The following is a 21,758-nucleotide window of genomic DNA, read 5'->3' on the forward strand; positions in this document are numbered from 1 at the left end:
ATGGCGTCGCGCTCGGCCAGCGCCCGGCTGTTCGCGGCTCGGGCGCGGCGGCGCCGGCTGCGGCAGGTGTTCGGGGTGCTGCTGGGCTGCCTGGCAGCGGCCGGCGTGGTGGCCCTGGCCTGGTTGGTCGGCTGGTCCAGCGTGTTGGCCGTGAAGTCGGTGACGGTGTCGGGAGTGTCATCGCCGCTCTCCGAAGAAGTGCTGGAGCTGGCGGACGCGCCGATGGGCACGCCGCTGGCCCGGGTGGACACGGGTGCGATCGTGGAACGGGTGGCCGTTCTGCCGGAGGCCGCCGAGGTCGAGGTGCGCCGGTCATGGCCCACGACGTTGACCATCGAGGTGACGCCGCGCGAGCCGGTGGCCGCGATCTCGTCAGGTGATCTCTGGTACTCGGTGGACGAGGCCGGCGTGCTGTTCGGGGAGTCGTCCGCACGCCCGGACGGGCTGCCGGTGCTGACCGCGCCGGTGACGGCACCGGGCGCCGACCAGGAACCGGAAACCGCCGTCGATGCCGCCGTCCGGGCCGCCGGGGTGGCCGTGCTGACCGGCCTGCCGTCGTCACTGCTGGACCTGGTGGACACCGTGGACGCCCGATCGGAAGCGGACATCCGGCTCGTCCTCGCCGACGGTACCGACGTGCGGTGGGGCACCGCGGAGGACATCGACCGCAAGGCCGAGGTGTTGCTCGCCCTGATTGCCGACCAGGACGGTGACGACCCGCCGTCCGGCTACGACGTGTCCGCCCCGACCAACCCCGCGGTGACCCGCTAGGCGCAGTCGGCACCGCTGGCCCTACCCGCCCAGCCTGCTGGCTTTCCGTATCGTCCTGGCCCGAGGTATCGCCGATGGCTGGACCAGGCCATGTCGGCGTTACCTCAGGCCAGCACGTGGCGCCAGGCCACGAAGACGTAACGGATTGCGCACCGACGGGCGCGGGCCGCAACGTGGTCATACCGCACCCCCGCAGGCCGGGCAGCTGGCGACGATGCGCGCCGTGCTGACCGGGTCGGGGCGGAGCACCCCTGGTGGGCGCGGTTGCGCGCAGGCGCATGGCTGTCTGACCAGGACGGCGAGCTTCTCGGCCTGCGGCGCGGTCTGCCGCCGCCGGCGTCGGTCGATGTCGGGGCTGAGGTGAAACGCGGCGAGGTTCGTCATGCCCACCATCTCCCCAGATCGCGGGGGAGCGGGCCAGGCCGGATCCGCGAAATGTGGACAACTCCGTGAACTGCCTGCCCCTGTGGATGTGCGCAGCTCCCGAGCGCGGCGCGCCCGTCACGCCGCCTTGGCCGCTGTCCGGTACGTGCCGAGCGCCCAGCGCTCGGCGGCCGCCCACGCCGTCGTCGTCAGCAGGTAGAGCGCGGCGGCGAGCGGCACGAACATGGCCACCACCGGCGTGCCGAACGGCAGCAGCGCGGTCACCCGGGATATCGAGCGCTGGGCGGTAGCCAGCTCCGGTGGCAGACCTTCGAGCTGCGACATCGTGCTCGTCATCGAGCGCCGGGCCTGCCAGGACGACCAGCAGGCCACCGCGATCAGCAGTACGAAGACCGTGCCGAAAACGATCAGCTCCGGCGGGACCAGGCCGGCCGCGAGGTCCGTCAGCCAGCTGTCGCTCAGCGGGACACCGAACACGGCGTGAGTGAACAGGGCGTTCGCGTGCCCGTTCAGTGTCGGCGACGCGAACAACCGGTACAGGACCATGAAGACCGGCACCTGCGCCAGTAGCGGGACGACGCTCGAGAACGGCCGCACCTGGTGTCGTTCGTGCAGCTCGTGCAGCTCATGGTGGAGACGGGCCGGCTGGTCGCGGAACCGGCGTCGTAGCTCCAGCTCCTGGGGTCGCAACGCCTGCCGGGCTCTGGCGGCCCGGGCGGCGCGTAACCCGACGGGCAGGAGCAACAGGCGGACGAGCAGGGTGAGCGTGATGATCGCGCCGGCGGTCGCCGCGTCACCGAGGACGGGTTCGAGGGCGCGGCCGATGGCCAGCACCAGGTCGGAGACGACGAGGGCAGGTGTGTCGAGGATGGCGAGCATGGCGGAGCCTCTCCGGGTGAGCTGAGACGTGGACGAGGCAGGTCCGAACGCAGGCACGTTGCCGAGAACGCCAGGTACGGCACCGCGGCCGCTGGCCGGCGAACCTCGGTGACCTGGCCCCGGGGATCCCGGAGACGCTCCCTGGCTGATACCTGGTGGCGCAGACCTGTCTAGGGGAGGCAGGCGATCCCGGTCGGTGCTCTCGGACGGGGCCGGAGGGCGGCGTCGGGGTCGGTCAGCGCGATGACCACGGTCTGGACGCCGGTGTGGCGCCTGACGACGGCGTCGGTGGCTTCGTCCGCTCGCGCGGAGCGCGACCGCCGGACCGCGAGCAGGGTGATGAGCAGCGCCAGCACCGACACGACCGCGACGGAGAGGGCCGGCACGTCCGGGGACAGCACCCACGGCACCACCAGGGCGGCCAGTGCGGCGACCCACTCGACCAGCGCTCGGACCATGCTGCGAGCCTACCCGCCGGCGCCGGTCGTCCTGGTGCAGCGCGTGACCACGCGGGCCGAAACCATGTACCCGCCCGGAATCCAGTCCGCATCCGCTGTTCTGGCATGCGTCATCACCGACGGCGTCATGAATGGCGGATGCGTTCGGCGTGTCTACGGCGACAGGAGTGTGGCCGCCCTTAGCGTTTCACCAAGCGCTCAGGTTGACATAACTATAAACCTCAACTTGAGGGTGAGAGTTGAACTCGACGAAAGGCGATGTGACGTGACTGCCCCGCAGAACTACCTCGCGGTGATCAAAGTCGTCGGCATCGGCGGCGGCGGCGTCAACGCGGTCAACCGCATGATCGAAGTCGGCCTCAAGGGTGTCGAGTTCATCGCCATCAACACCGACGCTCAGGCGTTGCTGATGAGCGACGCCGACGTCAAGCTCGACGTCGGGCGCGAGGCCACCCGGGGGCTGGGTGCTGGGGCCAACCCGGACGTGGGCCGCAAGGCCGCCGAGGACCACGCCGAGGAGATCGAGGAGGTCCTCAAGGGGGCCGACATGGTCTTCGTCACGGCGGGGGAGGGCGGCGGCACCGGCACCGGCGGTGCGCCGGTGGTGGCACGTATCGCCCGCTCGCTCGGCGCGCTGACCATCGGTGTGGTCACGCGGCCGTTCATGTTCGAGGGCCGGCGGCGGGCGCTCCAGGCCGAGGCCGGCATCGAGGAACTGCGCGAAGAGGTCGACACCCTCATCGTCATCCCGAACGACCGCCTGCTGTCCATCAGCGACCGGCAGGTCAGCGTGCTGGACGCGTTCAAGAGCGCCGACCAGGTGCTGCTGTCCGGTGTGCAGGGCATCACCGATCTCATCACCACCCCGGGCCTGATCAACCTCGACTTCGCCGACGTGAAGTCGGTCATGAGCAATGCCGGGTCGGCGCTGATGGGCATCGGTTCGGCGCGCGGCGAGGACCGCGCGGTCGCGGCGGCCGAGATGGCCATCTCCAGTCCGTTGCTCGAGGCGTCCATCGACGGCGCGCACGGGGTCCTGCTGTCCGTCTCCGGCGGCTCCGATCTCGGCTTGTTCGAGATCAACGAGGCCGCCAACCTGGTGGCACAGGCCGCGCACGACGACGCCAACATCATCTTCGGCGCGGTCATCGACGACGCCCTCGGCGACGAGGTCCGGGTCACCGTCATCGCCGCGGGTTTCGACAGCGGCAGTCCCACCCGGCGTGAGCTCGGCACCGTCCGCAAGTCCGACGGTCAGGCCAGTTCCGGCCCGGCCGCCGCGGGAGCCATCGGCTCGGTCGGCACGGCCACCCCGGCCGCGAGCACGTCGGACAAGGACAGCGACGAGGCGAAGCGCACGGACGGCGGTGACGACGCTCCCGCCGCCGCGCCGCCGGCCCCGCCGCGCGAGCAGCGCCGCATCGTCCCGGCCACGCCCAGCGACGATCTCGACGTGCCCGATTTCCTCAAGTAGGACGGCTAGGGGGCCCGAGTCCCGTGCTTCGGCACACCAGTTCCGTCGGCCCGGTCCGGTTCGCGTTCACCGACCGGTTCGGCGGAGTCAGCCAAGCGCCGTACGACCAGCTCAATCTCGGCGGCCACGTCGGCGACGACCCGGCGGCCGTGGCTCGCAACCGCGAACTGCTGGCCGGGGCCATCGGGCTGTCGCCGCGCGCTGTCTCCTACATGAACCAGGTGCACGGTGCGCGGGTCGGCGTCGTCGACGGGCCCTGGACCGGCCCGGCGCCCGAGGTGGACGCCCTGGTCACGACCGTGCCGGAGCGCGCGCTGGCGGTGCTCGTGGCCGACTGCGTGCCGGTGCTCGTCGCCGACCCGGAGGCCGGCGTCGTCGGCGTCGCGCACGCCGGGCGGCCCGGGCTCGCCGCCGGCGTCGTCCCCGCGCTCGTGGCGGCCATGCGCGACTTCGGCGCCCGCAAGCTCACCGCGCGCATCGGCCCGGCGGTCTGCGGACGTTGCTACGAAGTACCCGAGCCGATGCGGGCCGAGGTCGCCGCCGTCGTCCCGGAATCGTGGGCGGTCACCCGCGCCGGCACGCCGGGGCTCGACCTGCCGGCCGGTGTCGCCGCCCAGCTGCGTACCGCGGGCGCGGCGGTCGAGGACGTCGCGACCTGCACGATCGAGGACGAGGCGTCCTACTCGTACCGCCGCGACGGCGTCACCGGGCGGTTCGCCGGGGTGGCATGGATGAGTCAGGTGTGATCGGTGGGACTCATGCGACGCCTGGGCGTGTCGCGCTCGCAATCCCCGGTTCCGGCAGCACGCGGGGCTAGTGTCTGAAAGCACAGGGGACCGTCCACCACATGCGGAGGACTTGAATGGCCGGCGCAATGCGCAAAGTTGCGGTCTACCTCGGCCTCGTGGAGGACCGAGACCGCTACGACGACGAGTACACCGACGAATACGACGACGAGGCGTACGCCGAGGACTACGACGACGCCCCCGCCGACGACGTCGAGGAGCGCCTTCCGGAACGCCGGGAGCGCGCCGAGCGCGGGGAACGTGACCGCGAGCACACCGCCACGGTGGCGTCGCTCGCCGACCGCCGGCCCATGGCAGCCGTGCGGCGGGCGCCGGCCATGCGTGAGGCCCGCATCACCACGCTGCACCCGCGTACCTACAACGAGGCGCGCACGCTGGGTGAGCACTTCCGCGACGGCACGCCGGTCATCATGAACCTGTCCGAGATGGACGACGTCGACGCGAAACGGCTGGTCGATTTCGCCGCCGGGCTGATCTTCGGGCTGCGCGGCAGCATCGACCGCGTCACCGCCAAGGTTTTCCTGCTCACGCCCGCGGACGTGCAGGTCACGGCCGAGGACAAGGCCCGCATGGTCAGCGGCGGGTTCTTCAATCAGAGCTGATCCACCCGACGTGACGTTCGGCACGATGGGCAACGACACCCCGGCGCGCCGGTGCCTATGTCATCGAAGCCGGCGTTCGTCAGGTAAGTTCAGGTGTTGTGTCGGCTGTGAGTCAGATTTTGTCCGCGGTGTTGTGGCTCTTCTTCATCGCATTGTTGATCAGGCTTGTTGCCGACTGGATTCAGGTCTTCGCACGCGAGTGGCAGCCGAAAGGTCTGGTGCTCGTCGTGTTGGAGGCCGTATACACGGTGACCGACCCGCCTTTGCGGGCCATCAGACGGGTCATTCCGCCGCTGCGGATCGGCTCGGTCGCCCTTGACCTGGCGTTCATCGTGCTCATCATCCTGGTCCAAATCGCCCTTGTGGTTGTCGGGTCCCTAGGATGACGCGGTACGGTGACATTCTGCCTATGCTCACATCCGAGGTGACGCTATGCCACTGACGCCCGAGGACGTCCAGAACAAGGAGTTCACGACGGTCCGCCTGCGCGAGGGTTACGACATGCAGGAGGTCGACGAGTTCCTGGACGAGGTCGAGGCCGAGCTCGCGCGCATGCAGCGGGAGAACGACGAGCTGCGCGACAAGCTCAGCGCCGTGACCCGCGGCGGCGGGCTCGCCGGATCGGCTGAGCCGATCCAGGCTCCGCGCCAGGCCGAGGCGCCAAAGGCGCCGGAGGCTCCGCCGTCGGCTTCCGCGGCTCCTAGCGCACCGGCTGGCGTCCAGCCCAGCGACGCTGCGGCGAAGGTGCTGGCGCTCGCGCAGCGGACCGCCGACGAGCTCGTGGCCGACTCCAAGTCCGAGGCCGACCGTCTCATCAACGAGGCGAAGGCCCGGGCGGAGAAGCTCGACTCCGAGAGCAAGGCCAAGGCCGCGAAGATCGAACAGGACGCCCGGCAGCGGGCCGACTCGATCGAGCAGGAGGTCCAGAAGCGGCGGACCCAGGTCTTCGGCAAGCTCGAGTCGGATCGCGCCGACCTGGAACGTGAGCTCGAGACGTTGCGCGCGTTCGAGCGTGAGTATCGCAGCCGTCTCAAGTCGTACCTGGAGCGCGAACTGCGCAAGCTCGAGACCGGCGGGGTCGACGAAGCCGAGACCGGCGTGGGCCAGGTGCCCGCGACGACCGGCGGCGGCGGTGCCGGCGGTGGCCAGACGCAGCCCGGGCCGTCCGGGAACGCCGCCTCGGCCACCCAGACCGGCGGGTCGTTGCGTTCCGTCGCCAGCCTGCTGGACGACGAGCAGCGCTGACGCCGCGAGCCCGCGGCCGGGCAGGACCCGGCGGCCACGGACTCAAGCGAGAACATCGCACAAGGAAGGGGCTCAGGCCGGTGTTTCGACGCCGGCCCGGGCCCCTTTCGCGTGTTCCGGCGTGTTCCGGCCCACCTGCCCATCGCGTGATCATGGAGTAGATCAGGTTCCGAGTGTCTGGGAGACTGACCTACTCCATGATCAATTGCGTTGCGTCAGGTTGTCGTCTCCTCCGCAGGACGGCGACGTCAGGCGCGGCGGAGGCGGAAGGTGAGCCCCAGGTCGGCGTCGACCTGATCCGGCGAGCCCGCGAGAGCGTCGAGGTCCTCGTGGACCGCCGTCGCCAGGACCTCGTCGGCCAGCAGGCCGCCGTGCTCGCGCAGCGCGGACGCCATCGGGTCCGCTGCCGACCACGCCAGCTCGATCCGGTCCGACACCTCGAAGCCGGCGGACTTCCGGGCCTCCTGGACCAGCCGTACGGCCTCGCGAACCAGGCCGGCGCGGACCAGCGCGTCGGTGAGCGTCAGGTCCAGCGCCACCGTCTCGCCCTCGCGGGCCACCGCCCAGCCCTCGCGGGGGGTCTCGGTCACGATGACGTCGTCGGGCTCCAGCTCCACGTCGCCGAGCGACGGCACCGAGACCGTCGCCCGGCCCTCCGCCTTCAGCGCGGCCGCGAGGACCCCGGCGTCGGCTCCGGCCACGGCCGCCGCCACCTTCGGAGTGTCCTTCGCGAACCGCTTGCCCAGCGACCGGAAGTTCGCCTTGGCCGACACGTCGACCAACCGGTCCCCGGCCGCTCCCACTTCAGAGAGCGACAGCACCGACACCACGTTCAGCTCGTCGGCGATCTCGCTGCGCAGCTCCGGGCGTAGTGACTCCCAGCCGCGGGCACCCACCAGAGCCCGCGACAGCGGCTGGCGGGTGCGGACCTTGGATTCCGCGCGGGCGGCCCGGCCGAGCTCGACCAGCCGGCGCGTCAGCGAGACCTCCGCCGCCAGCGCGTCGTCGATCAGCGCCGGGTCGGCCTCGGGCCAGGTCGCCGCGTGCACCGAGACCGGGGCGTCCGGTACCGACGCAACGACGAGGTCCTGCCAGACCCGCTCGGTGAGGAACGGCACCATGGGCGCCATCAGCCGGGTGAGCGTCTCGACGCACTCGTGCAGGGTGGCCAGCGCTGCCGGGTCGCCGTCCCAGAACCGCCGCCGCGACCGGCGCACGTACCAGTTGGACAGGTCGTCGACGAACGCCGTCAGCTTGGCGCCGGCCGTCTGCGTGTCGAAGGTGTCCATCGCGTGGTCGACGTCGCGGACCAGCCGGTGCAGCTCCGAGAGCGCCCAGCGGTCCAGCACTGGCCGGTCGGCGACCGGCGGCACCTCCGACGAGCCCGGTGTCCAGCCCGCGGTCCGCCCGTACAGCGACAGGAACGACGCGGTGTTCCAGTACGTCAGCAGGACCTTGCGGACGATCTCCTGCAGGTTGGCATGCCCGACCCGGCGCGGCAGCCACGGCGACCCGCTGGCCAGCATGAACCAGCGCACGGCGTCGGCGCCGTGCTCGTCCATCAGCGGGATCGGCTCGAGGATGTTGCCCAGGTGCTTGCTCATGCGCCTGCCGTCCTCGGCCAGGATGAGCCCCAGGCAGACGACGTTCTCGTACGACGAGCGGTCGAACACCAGCGTGCCGATGGCCATCAGCGTGTAGAACCAGCCGCGGGTCTGGTCCAGCGCCTCGCAGATGTACTGCGCCGGGTAGGACTTCTGGAAGGCCTCGGCGCTGCCGGGGGCGTACGGGTAGCCCAGCTGGGCGAACGGCATGGAGCCGGAGTCGTACCAGACGTCGATGACGTACGGCACCCGCCGGAACGTGCCGGGCACGCCGGGCAGCGTGAACGTGACGTCGTCGACGTACGGGCGGTGCGGGTCCAGCTCGGACACGTCCTGACCGGACAGCTCGGACAGCTCGGCCAGCGAGCCGACGCAGACCATCCGCGACGGGTCCTCGTCGTTGCGCCAGATCGGCAGCGGTGTGCCCCAGTACCGGTTGCGCGAGAGCGCCCAGTCGACGTTGCCGCGCAGCCACTCGCCGTACCGGCCCCACTTGATGGTCTCCGGGTACCAGGTGGTCTTCTCGTTCTCGCGCAGCAACTCGTCCTTGACCTGGGTGGTGCGGATGTACCAGGAGGGCTGCGCGTAGTAGATGAGCGGCGTGTGGCACCGCCAGCAGTGCGGGTACTCGTGCTCGTACGGCACGTGGCGGAACAGGACTCCGCGGTGCTCGAGGTCGCGGACGAGGTCGGCGTCGGCGTGCTTGAAGAACTGCCCGCCGACCAGCGGGACGTCCGGGGCGAAAGTGCCGTCGGCGCGTACCGGGTTCACGACCGGCAGCCCGTAGGCGCGGCAGACCCGCAGGTCGTCGGCACCGAACGCGGGCGCCTGGTGCACCAGGCCGGTGCCGTCCTCGGTGGTGACGTAGGTGTCGACGACGACGAAGTGCGCCCGTTCGCCGTCGGCGGGGAACTCGACCAGCTCGAACGGGCGCTGGTACGTCCAGCGTTCCATCTCGGCGCCGGTGAACGACGCCACCACTCGTGCGTCCTCGCCGAGCACCGTCCTGACGAGCGGCTCGGCCACGACGACGAGTTCGGAGGACCCGGCGGGTCGATCCGCGTCCTCGGCGGAGGGGTGTGTCTCCACCGCCACGTACCGGACGTCCGGGTGCGCCGCCAGGGCGGTGTTCGAGACCAGCGTCCACGGCGTCGTCGTCCACACCAGCAGGGACGCCTGGCCGGCCAGCGGGCCGGAGGTCAGCGGGAAGCGGACGTACACCGACGGGTCGACCACGGTCTCGTAGCCCTGCGCCAGCTCGTGCGAGGACAGACCGGTGCCGCAGCGCGGGCAGTAGGGCGCGACCCGGTGATCTTCGACCAGGAGGCCCTTGTCGAAGATCTGCTTGAGCGACCACCAGACGCTCTGGATGTACGACGGGTCCATGGTGCGGTAGGCCTGGGACGTGTCGACCCAGTAGCCCATCCGCTCGGTGAGCTCCTCGAACGCGTCGACGTGGCGCAGCACCGATTCGCGGCACCTGGCGTTGAACTCGGCGATGCCGTACGCCTCGATGTCGTGTTTCGTGGTGAAGCCCAGTTCCTTCTCGACCGCGATCTCGACCGGCAGGCCGTGGCAGTCCCACCCGGCCTGGCGGGGCACGTTGTACCCCTTCATGGTCCGGTAGCGGGGGAACACGTCCTTGAACACCCGGGCCTCGATGTGGTGCGTGCCCGGCATGCCGTTAGCCGTCGGCGGACCCTCGTAGAAGGTCCACTGGGGGCGGCCCTCGCTGTTCTTCAGCGTCTGGGCGAACACGTCGTTGTCGCGCCAGAACGCGAGGATGTCGTGCTCCAGGGCGGGTAGGTCGACCTGGGCGGGCACCTCGCGGTAGCCGGTGGGCTCGGTCATGGCGATATCTCGAATCCTCCGTCGTTCGTGCACCGACGGAGGGACGAGGCGAACCCCGCGGTACCACCCTCCTTGGCCGGATGCCGTGGTCACGGCGTCCGGCCCACTTCGTTGCGTGCGGCCGGGTCTACTGGGCTCCGTCGAGGACGGTGCCGTTCTTCCGGCGGCTCGAGGGTGATCTTCGCCCGCGCTCGGCCGCCGGGCTCACACCGTCCCCGGCTCGCTCCTGACCGACGACGCGGGGTACTCGTCCCCGTCAACGCCTGCTCGCGACTACGCAGTCTACGTCGCCGGACGGGTTCGGGGCACGGGATTTCACCGCCGGTGACTACCCTCGTACGGTGACCAGTTCCCGCCTGGTCGGTGGAGGCGTGCGGTGAGGGTGAGCATCCGGGTGCGGCCGGGCGCGCCGCGAACGGCTGTGGGCGGCCGTCATGGCGATGCGCTGGTCGTCGCGGTCCAGGCCAGAGCCGTCGACGGTGCCGCCACCCGGGCCGCATTGGAAGCCCTGGCCGAGGCGCTGGGCTGCCGGAAGCGTGAGGTGACGTTGATCACCGGCGCGACCAGCAGGACGAAGTCCGTCGAGGTCCCGGCCGCGTCGGCGTCGCGGCTGGCAGACCTCATGCGCGAGGCGGATTGATGCGCGACGCCGCACGCTCTATTCTCACGGCACCTGGCTCTTCCACAGGGCGGGGTGGATCGGACGGGGGAAATGATGATGGCAGAGCGCACGGGCTCGAAGGCGAAGGTGGACACAGTGGCTGGTGACAGCAAGGTCGAGGCTGCTGAGGCGGCCGCACTGGTGGTCCGCGAGGACGAGGATCCGTGGACCGAAGAGGAGCTCACCGAGGTGCGTGAGCTGCTCGCGTCGGACGCTGTGCGCCTGCGTGCGGAGATCAACGAGGCCGAGGCCGACATCGCCGACCTGCTGCGAAGCGGCGACACCGGCGGTGAGGACCAGGCCGACACGGGCACCAAGACGTTCGAGCGCGAGCACGAGATGTCGCTGGCGGCCAACCACCGCGACATGCTCGTCCAGACCGAACGGGCGCTGGGGCGCATCGAGAACGGCACGTACGGCGTCTGCGAGAGTTGCGGCAAGCCGATCGGCAAGGCGCGGTTGCAGGCGTTTCCGCGTGCCACACTGTGCATGACATGCAAGCAGCGCCAGGAGCGTCGTTGACGCACGACGGCACGGACTCACGGTCCGCTCGGGCCGGGGTCCTGCTCGTCGTCGCGGTGGCCGTGCTCGCCCTCGATCAGGCCACCAAGATCCTGGCGGTCGCCCAGCTGGATCCCGGGCGCGCCGTGCCGGTTCTCGGTGACGTGTTGCAGCTGCGGCTCATCCGCAACCCGGGGGCCGCGTTCAGCCTGGCCACGAACCTGACGCCGGCGCTGACCGCGGCGGCGACAGCGGTCGTGCTGGCCATCCTCTGGATCAGCCGGCGGGTACGCAGCCTGCCATGGGCGGTCGCGCTGGGCGGCGTCCTCGGCGGCGCGCTGGGGACCCTCAGCGACCGCATGTTCCGCATGCCCGGCCCGTTCCGCGGCCACGTCGTCGACTTCCTCGAAGTGCCCAACTGGCCGGTGTTCAACCTCGCCGACTCCGCCATCGTCGCCGGTGCCGCGGCGGTCGCGGTGCTGAGCCTGCGTGGCATCCGGCACGACGGCGCCGTCCGCGGGCAGCGGCCGGGCCCCGTCCAGGAACGGACCGGAGCCGCATGAGCGATCACCGTAGCCTCCCGGTGCCCGACGGCCTGGAGGGCGAGCGCCTCGACGCGGCGCTGGCCCGGCTGTTCGGGCTGTCCCGGAGCCGTGCTGCCGCGCTGGTCGAGGACGGTCACGTCGTCGTCGACGGCGCCGTCGCGGCGAAGTCCGCGCGGGTGCGCGGTGGCGCCTGGCTGGAAGTCGAGATGCCGGCCCCGCCGGCCCCGGTCCAAGTGGTGCCCGAGCACGTCGAGGGCATGCGCATCGTGCACGACGACGCCGACGTCGTGGTGGTGGACAAGCCCGTCGGGGTGGCCGCGCACCCCAGCCCGGGCTGGACCGGCCCGACGGTCGTCGGCGGGCTGGCCGCGGTCGGTTTCCGCATCTCCACCAGCGGCGCTGCCGAGCGGCAGGGCGTGGTGCACCGGCTCGACGTGGGCACCAGCGGGCTGATGGTGGTGGCGAAGTCCGAACGCGCCTACACCTCGCTGAAGCGCCAGTTCAAGGAGCGCACGGTCGACAAGGTCTACCACGCCCTCGTGCAGGGCCACCCGGATCCGTCGCGAGGCACCGTCGAGGCGCCCATCGACCGGCACCCGTCGCATGACTACAAGTGGGCCGTCGTGGCCGGTGGCAAGGACAGCGTCACGCACTACGAGACGCTCGAGGCGTTCCCGGCCGCCAGCCTGCTGGAGATCCACCTCGAGACCGGCCGCACGCACCAGATCCGGGTGCACATGAGCGCCTTGCGGCACCCGTGCGTGGGCGACCTGACCTACGGCGCCGACCCCACGCTGTCGGCGCGGCTGGGCCTGGCCCGGCAGTGGCTGCACGCCGTGCGGCTGGGGTTCGAGCATCCCGGAACGGGGGAGTGGGCCGAGTTCTCCTCCACCTACCCCGACGACCTCCAGCACGCCCTCGACCAGCTGCTGCCGTAGCCGGGCCGGCGGGCCGCCCCGCTGCCGGGCTGCCTCCGCGCGCCGCCGCTCCCCGTTGATCTTGGAGTAAGCGCGGAATCAATCGGGCAAAAGGGACTGCGAATCTTCCATTACTCCAAGATCAACGCGTCGGAAGGGTGGCTCGCGCGTCGTCTCGGGATGTGAGCTCGTTCGTCCGGCTCGTGGACAGGCCGGACGGGGCGCGGGTACCGTCGCCGTCATGCGCACGTATACCGCCTTTACCGAGCCGGCCCGGGCGGCCGGTCGCGTCGAGGCGTAGCGCGCATCCCACCCGAGTCGGCTCGCCCGAGGCTTCAGGCACCCGCCCTGGGGCCTCTCGTCATCTGGCCACGAGCGGCCGACTCGCCGAAGCGTACGGCTGCTCACGCACGAACCTGGGAGCACCCCGTGACCGCACCTGCGCACCGCGACTCCGACACCGACACCGACACCGGCGATGCTCCGCGCGGCCGCGACCTCGCCGTGGCGGCCCTCCGCGGGCCGCGGGTGCCGGTCGTGGCGCCGCCGGGCTCCGGCGCCGACCTCGAGTACGACGACGCCCGGACGGCAGCCGGCTCGACTCAGGAGGTCGCCCTCACGACCCCCGACGGAGCGCCCGCGGGCGTCGTGCTGCGGCTCGGCCCGCCGGTGAGCGTCGCAGGCGCCGAGCCCCTCCACGGCCGGCTGCCGCAGCGGCTTGCACCGCACGTCGTCGCCGTCGTCGTCCCCGCCACCGAACCGGCGGCCATCGCCGGGCTGCGCCGCCGCGGGGTCACCGTCGTCGCCGGCCTGGGGGACCATGCCGGGCTGGCCGGCGCGGCCGTGGCCGCCGGAGCTGACGGGCTGTGGCTGGACACGCCAGGTGCGGGTGCCGTCGGGCAGGCCCGGGAGGCGGCCGCCCGGATCGCCCCGCTGGTCCGCCCGGCCGTGCCGGAGACGCTGGCCGAGTGCCGGCAGGCCATCGACGGCGTCGACGCGGCCATCGCGACCCTGCTGGAGCACCGCGTGGCGCTGGCCGGGCGCGTGCAGCGGCTCAAGCCGGTGGGCGGGCACGCCGGCCGCGATCCACGGCGGGAGGCGGAGATCGTGGCGGCGATGGCCACCCGGGCGCCGTCGCTGCCGGCCGACCGGCTGGCCCGGATCATGGCCGCGGTGATCGAAGCCGGGCTGGAAGTCTCGGAGCGGGACGAAGCGGACGAAACGCCCGTCTGGCGGATGTGAGGCGGCTCTCCGCCGGCCGGCGCGGTGTGGCATCGACACCCTGTCAGCGACCCCGCATAAGGTGTCTCTAGTTCCCCGGTGCGTGCGGCTGGCCGCCCGGTGCGTGACTGCTTGAGGAGGCGTCTGATCGTCGTGTCGAGTGCTGCGTCCAGTCCCTCCGGTGCGGGCAACTTCGTGCACCTGCACGTGCACACCGAGTACTCCATGCTCGACGGCGCCGCCCGGCTGGACGACCTGTTCAGCGCGGCGGCCGAACAGCGCATGCCGGCAGTGGCCACCACCGACCACGGCAACGTCTTCGGCGCCTACGAGTTCTACAAGAAGGCGAACCAGTACGGCATCAAGCCGATCATCGGCACCGAGGCCTACCTGACGCCGCGCACCAGCCGATTCGACAAGACGCGGGTGCGGTGGGGCGACGGCGGCGGCGACGACGTCTCCGGCAGCGGCGCCTACACGCACATGACCATGTTCGCCGAGAACACCGGCGGCATGCACAACCTGTTCCGGCTGTCGTCGCTGGCCTCGATCGAGGGCTTCTACTTCAAGCCGCGCATGGACCGCGAGCTGCTGCAGCGCTACGCACAAGGCATCATCGCCACCACCGGCTGCCCCAGCGGCGAGGTGCAGACGTTCCTGCGGCTGGGCAAGTACGACGAGGCCATCAAGGCCGCTGCCGAGTTCCGCGACATCTTCGGCAAGGACAACTTCTTCCTCGAGCTCATGGACCACGGGCTCGACATCGAGACCCGCATCCGCGAGGACCTGCTGCGGCTGGGCAAGGACCTCAACCTGCCGCTGCTGGCCACCAACGACCTCCACTACACCCACAAGGCCGACCACGAGGCCCACGCGGTCCTGCTCTGTGTCCAGTCCGGTTCCACGCTGGCCGACCCCAAGCGGTTCAAGTTCGACGCCGAGGACTTCTACCTCAAGAGCGCGGCCGAGATGCGCGAGCGGTGGTCGGACTTCCCGGAAGCCTGCGACAACACGCTGCTCATCGCCGAGCGCTGCGAGGTCAAGTTCGTCGAGGAGGCCGGCAAGTACATGCCGCGCTTCTCGGTGCCGGAGGGTGAGGACGAGGTTTCCTGGTTCGTCAAGGAGGTCGAGCGGGGGTTGCACAAGCGCTTCCCGAACGGCATCAGCGACGAGGTCCGGCAGCGCGCCGACTACGAGACCGAGATCGTCACCGGGAAGGGCTACGCCGGCTACTACCTCGTCGTCGCGGACTTCATCAACTGGGCCAAGCGCAACGGCATCCGGGTCGGCCCGGGCCGCGGGTCCGGTGCCGGTTCCATCACGGCGTACGCGATGGGCATCACCGACCTCGACCCCATCCCGCACGGGCTGATCTTCGAGCGGTTCCTCAACCCCGAGCGGATGTCGATGCCCGACTTCGACATCGACTTCGACGAGCGCCGGCGGGGCGAGGTCATCCGGTACGTCACCGAGAAGTACGGCACCGACCACGTCGCGCAGATCGTCACGTACGGAACCATCAAGGCCAAGCAGGCCATCAAGGACGCCAGCCGCGTCCTCGGCAACCCGTTCGCGGTGGGCGAGCGCATCACCAAGGCCATGCCGCCGGCGGTCATGGGCAAGGACATCCCGCTCTCGGGCATCTTCGACCCCCAGCACAAGCGCTACGCCGAGGCCGGCGAGTTCCGCTCGCTGTACGAGTCCGACCCCGAGGTGCGACGGGTCGTCGACACCGCCAAGGGCCTGGAGAACCTGAAGCGGCAGTGGGGGGTGCACGCCGCCGGCGTCATCATGTCGTCGGAGCCGCTGCTCGACACCATCCCGATCATGAAGCGCGAGCAGGACGGCGCGATCATCACGCAGTTCGACTATCCGACCTGCGAGACGCTCGGCCTGGTCAAGATGGACTTCCTGGGCCTGCGCAACCTCACCATCCTCGACGACGCGCTCAAGAACATCGTCCGCAACGGCAAGGACCCCATCGTCCTGGAGGAGCTGGGGCTGGACGACCGCGGCGCCTACGAGCTGCTGGGCCGGGGCGACACCCTGGGCGTGTTCCAGCTCGACTCCGGGCCGCTGCGGTCGCTGCTGCGGCAGATGAAGCCGGACAACTTCGAGGACATCTCCGCGACCATCGCGCTGTACCGGCCAGGACCGATGGGCGCCAACAGCCACATCAACTACGCGCTGCGCAAGAACGGGCAGCAGCCCATCACGCCCATCCACCCGGACCTGGCCGAGGCTCTCGAACCCATCCTCGGCACCACCTACGGCCTGATCATCTATCAGGAGCAGGTGATGGCGATCGCCCAGCAGCTGGCCGGGTACACGCTCGGAAAAGCGGACCTACTGCGCCGGGCCATGGGTAAGAAGAAGCGCGAGGTCCTCGACGCGGAGTACGTGCCGTTCTCCGACGGCATGAAGGCCAACGGCTTCGGCGACGAAGCCATCAAGACGCTGTGGGACATCCTGGTCCCGTTCTCCGACTACGCCTTCAACAAGGCACACAGCGCCGCGTACGGTGTCATCGCGTACTGGACGGCCTACCTCAAGGCGCATTACCCGGCCGAGTACATGGCCGCCGTGCTCACCTCGGTCCGGGACGACAAGGACAAGACCGCGCTGTACCTGTCCGAGTGCCGTCGCATGGGCATCAAGGTGCTGCCGCCCGACGTCAACGAGTCCGCCGGCGACTTCACCCCGGTCGGTACCGACATCCGCTTCGGCCTCACCGCCATCCGCAACGTCGGCGCCAACGTCGTCGACGGCATCGTGGCGGCCCGGCAGGAGAAGGGCCGTTTCGAGACCTTCCCCGATTTCATGGACAAGGTGCCGGTCAACGTCTGCAACAAGCGGGTCGTCGAGTCCCTGGTCCGCGGCGGCGCGTTCGACTCGATGGGGTACGCGCGCCGAGCCCTGGCCGCCGTCGTCGACGACGCCGTCGACACCGTCATCTCGCTCAAGCGCAACGAGGCGGTCGGCCAGTTCGACCTGTTCGGTGGTGCCGGTGAGGACGCCGCCGGCTTCGAGGTCGCGGTGCCGGAGCTGACGGAGTGGGACAAGAAGCAGAAGCTCGCCTACGAACGCGAGATGCTCGGCCTCTACGTCTCCGACCACCCCCTGCTCGGCCTGGAACACATCATCGCCAACGCCTCGGACCGGCCGATCTCCACGCTGGCCGACGAGGACGAGGTGCCCAACGGCACCACCATCAGCGTCGGCGGGCTCATCACGTCGCTGCAGCGCAAGGTCAGCAAGCGCGGCGACACCTGGGCCATCGTCACCCTCGAGGACCTCGAGGGCTCCATCGACGCGATGTTCTTCCCCGCCACCTACCAGCTGTACGCGCTGCAGCTGGCCGAGGACGAGATCGTCGTGGTGAAAGGCCGCCTCGACCGCCGCGAGGAATCGCCACAGCTGATCGCCAGCGAGCTGTCCATCCCGGACCTCGCCGAGGCGTCGTCCGGCCCCATCGTGGTGACGCTGCCGTCCAGCCGTTGTACGCCACCGGTCGTCGAACGGCTCAAGGACGTGCTGGCCACCCACCCCGGCGTCACCGAGGTGCGGCTGAGCGTGACCTCGTCGAAGAGCACCATGATCATGAAGCTACCCGACGGGCTGCGGGTCACCCCGTCGACGGCACTGATGGGCGACCTCAAGGCGCTGCTGGGCCCGACGTGTCTGGCGTCGTAGTGCGCCGTGCGGAGCGGCTCGGGCACGTCGCCCCGGGGCCACGACGAGTGGCCACCGAGATCGCCGGGGTCTGCGTCGTCGCCGGGCTCGCCTTGGGCGTGCTGTGGTGGCTGCTGGCGCCGGAGGTCACCGGCGTCGTCGTCGACGGCGCGTTGGCCGTGGATGCGGCCGAGGGACAGAAGCTGTTCGGCCGCGACGCCGTGTTCTCGTTGCTGACCGCCGGTTTCGGCCTCGTCCTGGCGGTCGTGTTCGGCGTGCGGCACTGGCGGCGCCCGGTGACAGTGCTGGTCGCGCTGGCGCTCGGCGGTGTCGCCGGGTCCTACCTGGCCACCCTGATCGGCGGCGTGCTCGGGCCGAGCGATGATGTGTCCGGGCTGGAGAACAGTACCGAGCACGCGTTCGCGCTGCGCATGGAGTCGCCGGCCGGGTTGCTCGTGTGGTCCACGGTGGCCACGGTCGTCCTGGCGGTGATCGCGCTGTTCCGAGAGGACCGCGCGCCGTGGGCGGTGCCCGGCGACCCGACCGGCCGGTGAACGCCCACGCGGGTCCTGCCGGCGCCGGCAGGTGTGCTGTCGGCGCCGGATGGGCGGAACGGCCCACAGGCGTCAGCTCGTGCGGGCGATCGTGGCCGTCTTGGCCGAGGTGAGACGGATCAGGTCAGCCGGCGTGATCTCGACGTCCAAGCCCCGCCGGCCCGCCGAGACGTACACCGTCGGGAAGGTGTAGACCGACTCGTCGACGATGGTCGGCAGCTTGCGGCGTTGGCCGAACGGGCTGATCCCGCCGACGACGTATCCGGTGGCGCGTTCGGCCTGCGAGGTCGCGGCCATGACCGCCTTCTTGCCCGACGCGGCGCGGGCCAGCGACTTCAGGTCCAGCGAGCCGGACACCGGAACGACGGCGACGACGAGCTCGTCGTCCACTTCAGCCAGCAGCGTCTTGAAGACGCGGGCCGGCGTGACCCCCAGTGCACGGGCGGCTTCCAGGCCGAACGACGGCGCCGAGGCGTCATGGTGGTACGGGTGCACGGTGAACGGGACACCCGCCCGCTCCAGCACCACAGTGGCAGGAGTCCCCGTCCGTTGGCGCATTGTTGTCCCCATTAGGGCAATCTAGCCCCAACCCTGGTCTTTCGTCATCGCACGCGCCGCAGGAACGATCACCGGACGCCCCCGAGACTCTGTTTCACCATCGTACCCGCAGGTCCGCACGGCCAGTCCGGTGGCCGCCGGGGGGACGCGGCAGCTCCTGTCGCCCGGCCGAGTGCTGTGAAAAGAATTCTCATAGATCTGATGCCTGGCACGGGATCAAGCCGAAAGATGCAGCAATCGAGCCAACTCAGGTCTTTACAACGGGTCGTAGGTCCGACCATCATCGGCTCCATCGATCAGCAGCGGAGGCGGGCGCCATGACCGAGCACCATCGAAGCCGGGCTTCACCGGACGGTTGATCCCGAGTCATCCAGGCCGCACCATCGACCGCTCCGCTCCGCGCCGGGCCCGCAGCACGAAGGAGTGCCGTGAACACCCAGCTTCTGCAGATCCACGGTGTCAGCAAACAGTTCCCCGGCGTGCGTGCGCTCTCGGACGTCAGCTTCACCCTGGCGGCCGGTGAGGTGCACGCGCTGGTCGGGCAGAACGGTGCCGGCAAGTCCACCCTCATGAAGATCCTGGCCGGCATCCAGTCCCCGGACGCGGGAACGGTCGCCGTCGACGGCCGCACGGTCAGCATCGACGGCCCGCGGGCGGCCCAGGCGCTGGGCATCAGCATCATCCACCAGGAACTGTCGCTGATGCCCGACCTCACGATCGCCGAGAACATCTTCATCGGCCGGGAGCGGCGCCGCGGGCTCGGGCTGTTCATCGACGACGCGGACCTCAACGAGCGTGCCCGCGAGCTCTTCGACCAGCTGGGTGTCGCGCTGGACCCGCGGGCGAAAGTCGGCTCGCTGGTGGTGGCGCAGCAGCAGGTGGTCGAGATCGTGAAGGCGCTGTCCTTCGACGCGCGCATCCTCATCATGGACGAGCCGACCGCGGCGTTGACGGTGACGGAAGCCGAAGCCCTGTTCGGTCTCATCCACCGGCTCAAGAGCGGCGGCACCGGCATCGTGTACATCTCGCACCGCCTCGAGGAGCTCGCGGCGGTGGCCGACCGCATCACCGTCCTGCGCGACGGAGCGTGCGTCGGGACCATGGACGCCGACGGCGCAGACCTGCGTCAGGTCATCACGATGATGGTGGGGCACCAGGTGGAAGGCGAGATCCGGCCGCAACCGCGGCCCGCCGACCCGACTGTCGTCCTGGAGGTCCGCGGCCTGTCCACGAAGGCGCGGCTGAAGGACGTCAGCTTCGAGCTACGCCGGGGCGAGATCCTCGGCCTCGCCGGTCTCATGGGCGCGGGCCGGACCGAGGTCGCCCGGGCGATCATCGGTGCGGACCGGACCACCGCCGGGGAGGTCCTGCTGCACGGCCGGCCGGTAACCATCCGCCGGCCCGCCGACGCCGCGCGCCTCGGCCTCGGCTACCTGTCCGAGGACCGCAAACGGTTCGGCCTGATGCTGGACCAGGACGTCGGCTTCAACATCATGGTGTCGTCGCTGCCGCGCTACCTCGGCGGGCCGGGGCTGGTCCGCGACGACCAGCTGCGCCGCACCGCGGGCCAGCACGTGGAGTCGCTGCGGATCAAGACGCCGTCACTGCGGCAGCGCACCAAGAACCTCTCCGGCGGCAATCAGCAGAAGATCGTCATCGCCCGGTGGCTGGCGCGCGACTGCGACATCCTCATCGTCGACGAGCCGACCCGTGGCATCGACGTGGGAGCGCGGGAGGAGATCTACGCCGTGCTGCGCGGGCTGGCGGCGGAGGGCCGCTCCATCATCGTGATCTCCTCCGACCTGCCCGAGGTGCTGCGCCTCGCCGACCGCATCGCCGTCATGTGCGAAGGACGGCTGACCGCCGTCCTGGACAACCGCGACGCCGACCAGGAGACCGTCATGGCCTACGCCACCCAGCTGGGAGCACGCGGAGATGAGGCAGCATGAGTGACGCCGACACCACCCGGTCCAGCACCGACACGCTCACCGCGCCGGAGCACACCCGGACGAGGTCCCGCGGGTTCGTGGGCCGCCAGCTGCAGCAACTGCTGGCCCTAGCCAGCCTCATCGCGCTGGTGCTGTTCTTCTCCGTCGCCGACGGCAACTTCCTGACCTGGTCGAACATCACCGGGATCCTGCTGTCGACGGCGGTCATCGGCATCCTGGCGCTGGGCACGACGTTCGTCATCGTCAGCGGCGGCATCGACCTGTCGCTGGGCACCGGGATGACGTTGTGCGCGGTGATGGCGGGCGTCTTCCTCACCACCCTGGGCTGGCCGCTGGCGCTGGGCGTGCTCGGCGGGATCCTCACCGGGGCCGTGCTGGGGTTCATCAACGGCTTCAACGTCGCCGTGCTGAGGATTCCGCCGTTCATCGTCACCCTGGCGATGATGCTGATCGCGCAGGGGCTGGCCCTCGTGATCTCGGGGACCGCGCCCATCTACTTCACCGACGTCCCGGGCTTCACCGACATCTCCCGCGGCGAGATCATTCCCGGCGTCGACCTGCCGAACGCCGTCGTCATCCTGTTCCTGCTGACGGCGGTCGGCGCGGTCATCCTGCGCAAGTCGCTGCTGGGCCGCTACGCGTTCGCCATCGGCAGCAACGAGGAGGCCGCCGAGATCTCCGGCGTCGACGTGCGCCGCTGGAAGATCCTCATCTACGTGCTCTCCGGGGTGTTCATGGGCATCGCGGGCGTGGTGCTGGCCGCCCGGCTGAACTCCGCGCAACCGTCGCTGGGCGTCGGCTACGAGCTGCAGGCCATCGCCGCGGTCGTCATCGGCGGCACCTCGCTGCAGGGTGGCAAGGGGAGCGTCGTCGGGACCCTGATCGGGGCGCTGATCGTGGGAACCGTCACCAACGGGCTGCGCATCATGTCCATCCCGCAGGAGTGGCAGACCGTGATCATCGGCCTGGTCATCCTGGTCGCCGTCTACACCGACAACCTGCGTCGCGGCAGAGAGGGCCCGATGACGAGATGACGGTACGAGCGGACCGCGCCCGTGGCCGGGAGTTCGAACGACACACGCGCCGAACAACAGGAGGAGCACGGA

At 70.4% G+C, this 21,758-nt stretch carries 20 protein-coding genes; 15 read left to right on the forward strand and 5 right to left on the reverse strand.

The window, feature by feature from the left end; translation table 11 throughout:
- Positions 1-771: a cell division protein FtsQ/DivIB gene (locus JIAGA_RS28960; RefSeq protein WP_051425943.1), complete on the forward strand. Its 771-nt coding sequence runs from the start codon at positions 1-3 to the stop codon at positions 769-771.
- A 177-nt stretch (positions 772-948) separates the two neighbouring features.
- Here the strand turns inward: JIAGA_RS28960 and JIAGA_RS34490 are convergent, their stop codons facing one another.
- The 3 genes from JIAGA_RS34490 to JIAGA_RS28965 all read right to left on the reverse strand — a co-directional run bounded on the left by JIAGA_RS34490 (position 949) and on the right by JIAGA_RS28965 (position 2,492).
- Positions 949-1,155 carry a hypothetical protein gene (locus tag JIAGA_RS34490; RefSeq protein WP_157552976.1) on the reverse strand — a complete coding sequence of 69 codons (207 nt, stop codon included), beginning with the start codon at positions 1,153-1,155 and terminating at the stop codon, positions 949-951.
- A gap of 117 nt (positions 1,156-1,272) precedes the next feature.
- Entirely contained in the window at positions 1,273-2,034 is a 762-nt protein-coding gene (yidC, locus tag JIAGA_RS0110560; RefSeq protein WP_026875634.1) for a membrane protein insertase YidC, read from the reverse strand.
- A 170-nt stretch (positions 2,035-2,204) separates the two neighbouring features.
- The gene (locus tag JIAGA_RS28965) at positions 2,205-2,492 is read right to left on the reverse strand and encodes a hypothetical protein (protein WP_035812391.1); all 288 of its coding nucleotides are present in this window, start codon (positions 2,490-2,492) and stop codon (positions 2,205-2,207) included.
- A 265-nt stretch (positions 2,493-2,757) separates the two neighbouring features.
- Here JIAGA_RS28965 and ftsZ point away from each other — a divergent pair, with 265 nt between their 5' ends.
- The 5 genes from ftsZ to JIAGA_RS28975 all read left to right on the forward strand — a co-directional run bounded on the left by ftsZ (position 2,758) and on the right by JIAGA_RS28975 (position 6,619).
- Positions 2,758-3,966, forward strand: a complete 1,209-nt coding sequence (ftsZ, locus tag JIAGA_RS0110570) for a cell division protein FtsZ (protein ID WP_026875635.1) — start codon at positions 2,758-2,760, stop codon at positions 3,964-3,966.
- A gap of 23 nt (positions 3,967-3,989) precedes the next feature.
- Entirely contained in the window at positions 3,990-4,712 is a 723-nt protein-coding gene (gene pgeF, locus JIAGA_RS28970) for a peptidoglycan editing factor PgeF (protein ID WP_051425944.1), read from the forward strand.
- 116 nt (positions 4,713-4,828) lie between these two features.
- The gene (locus tag JIAGA_RS35920; protein WP_026875636.1) at positions 4,829-5,374 is read left to right on the forward strand and encodes a cell division protein SepF; all 546 of its coding nucleotides are present in this window, start codon (positions 4,829-4,831) and stop codon (positions 5,372-5,374) included.
- 107 nt (positions 5,375-5,481) lie between these two features.
- Complete coding sequence (locus JIAGA_RS0110585; protein ID WP_245597156.1) at positions 5,482-5,760, forward strand: YggT family protein; 279 nt, start codon at positions 5,482-5,484, stop codon at positions 5,758-5,760.
- 46 nt (positions 5,761-5,806) lie between these two features.
- Positions 5,807-6,619: a DivIVA domain-containing protein gene (locus JIAGA_RS28975; RefSeq protein ID WP_051425945.1), complete on the forward strand. Its 813-nt coding sequence runs from the start codon at positions 5,807-5,809 to the stop codon at positions 6,617-6,619.
- A 248-nt stretch (positions 6,620-6,867) separates the two neighbouring features.
- Here JIAGA_RS28975 and ileS read toward each other — a convergent pair whose 3' ends face one another.
- On the reverse strand, positions 6,868-10,074 hold the full coding sequence (ileS, locus tag JIAGA_RS0110595; RefSeq protein WP_026875638.1) for an isoleucine--tRNA ligase: 3,207 nt from the start codon (positions 10,072-10,074) through the stop codon (positions 6,868-6,870).
- Positions 10,075-10,450: 376 nt separating this feature from the next.
- Here ileS and JIAGA_RS0110600 point away from each other — a divergent pair, with 376 nt between their 5' ends.
- The 7 genes from JIAGA_RS0110600 to JIAGA_RS28990 all read left to right on the forward strand — a co-directional run bounded on the left by JIAGA_RS0110600 (position 10,451) and on the right by JIAGA_RS28990 (position 18,145).
- Positions 10,451-10,714 carry a DUF167 domain-containing protein gene (locus JIAGA_RS0110600; RefSeq protein WP_026875639.1) on the forward strand — a complete coding sequence of 88 codons (264 nt, stop codon included), beginning with the start codon at positions 10,451-10,453 and terminating at the stop codon, positions 10,712-10,714.
- A gap of 117 nt (positions 10,715-10,831) precedes the next feature.
- Positions 10,832-11,257, forward strand: a complete 426-nt coding sequence (locus JIAGA_RS28980) for a TraR/DksA family transcriptional regulator (protein ID WP_211239603.1) — start codon at positions 10,832-10,834, stop codon at positions 11,255-11,257.
- On the forward strand, positions 11,230-11,799 hold the full coding sequence (lspA, locus tag JIAGA_RS28985; protein ID WP_084469610.1) for a signal peptidase II: 570 nt from the start codon (positions 11,230-11,232) through the stop codon (positions 11,797-11,799). The genes JIAGA_RS28980 and lspA overlap by 28 nt, the downstream gene beginning before the upstream one ends.
- Positions 11,796-12,719: an RluA family pseudouridine synthase gene (locus tag JIAGA_RS0110615; RefSeq protein WP_035812394.1), complete on the forward strand. Its 924-nt coding sequence runs from the start codon at positions 11,796-11,798 to the stop codon at positions 12,717-12,719. Before lspA ends, JIAGA_RS0110615 begins: the two co-directional genes overlap by 4 nt.
- Before the next feature lie 408 nt (positions 12,720-13,127).
- A complete protein-coding gene (locus JIAGA_RS35245) occupies positions 13,128-13,940 on the forward strand; it encodes a chorismate mutase (protein ID WP_211239604.1) in 813 nt (270 codons plus the stop codon).
- A 132-nt stretch (positions 13,941-14,072) separates the two neighbouring features.
- The gene (gene dnaE, locus JIAGA_RS0110625; RefSeq protein WP_035812396.1) at positions 14,073-17,612 is read left to right on the forward strand and encodes a DNA polymerase III subunit alpha; all 3,540 of its coding nucleotides are present in this window, start codon (positions 14,073-14,075) and stop codon (positions 17,610-17,612) included.
- Positions 17,597-18,145, forward strand: coding sequence for a DUF2567 domain-containing protein (locus JIAGA_RS28990; protein ID WP_157552979.1), 549 nt, complete (start codon positions 17,597-17,599; stop codon positions 18,143-18,145). The genes dnaE and JIAGA_RS28990 overlap by 16 nt, the downstream gene beginning before the upstream one ends.
- A 72-nt stretch (positions 18,146-18,217) precedes the next feature.
- Here JIAGA_RS28990 and ybaK read toward each other — a convergent pair whose 3' ends face one another.
- On the reverse strand, positions 18,218-18,703 hold the full coding sequence (gene ybaK / locus JIAGA_RS0110635) for a Cys-tRNA(Pro) deacylase (protein WP_035812397.1): 486 nt from the start codon (positions 18,701-18,703) through the stop codon (positions 18,218-18,220).
- Between the two features lie 428 nt (positions 18,704-19,131).
- Here ybaK and JIAGA_RS0110640 point away from each other — a divergent pair, with 428 nt between their 5' ends.
- Positions 19,132-20,652, forward strand: coding sequence for a sugar ABC transporter ATP-binding protein (locus tag JIAGA_RS0110640; RefSeq protein WP_026875645.1), 1,521 nt, complete (start codon positions 19,132-19,134; stop codon positions 20,650-20,652).
- Positions 20,649-21,686 (forward strand): ABC transporter permease, encoded by a 1,038-nt coding sequence (locus tag JIAGA_RS0110645; protein WP_026875646.1) that lies wholly within the window; start codon positions 20,649-20,651, stop codon positions 21,684-21,686. The genes JIAGA_RS0110640 and JIAGA_RS0110645 overlap by 4 nt, the downstream gene beginning before the upstream one ends.
- The last annotated feature ends 72 nt before the right edge of the window (positions 21,687-21,758 follow it).

The organism is Jiangella gansuensis DSM 44835, assembly GCF_000515395.1.
Lineage (GTDB): Bacteria > Actinomycetota > Actinomycetes > Jiangellales > Jiangellaceae > Jiangella > Jiangella gansuensis.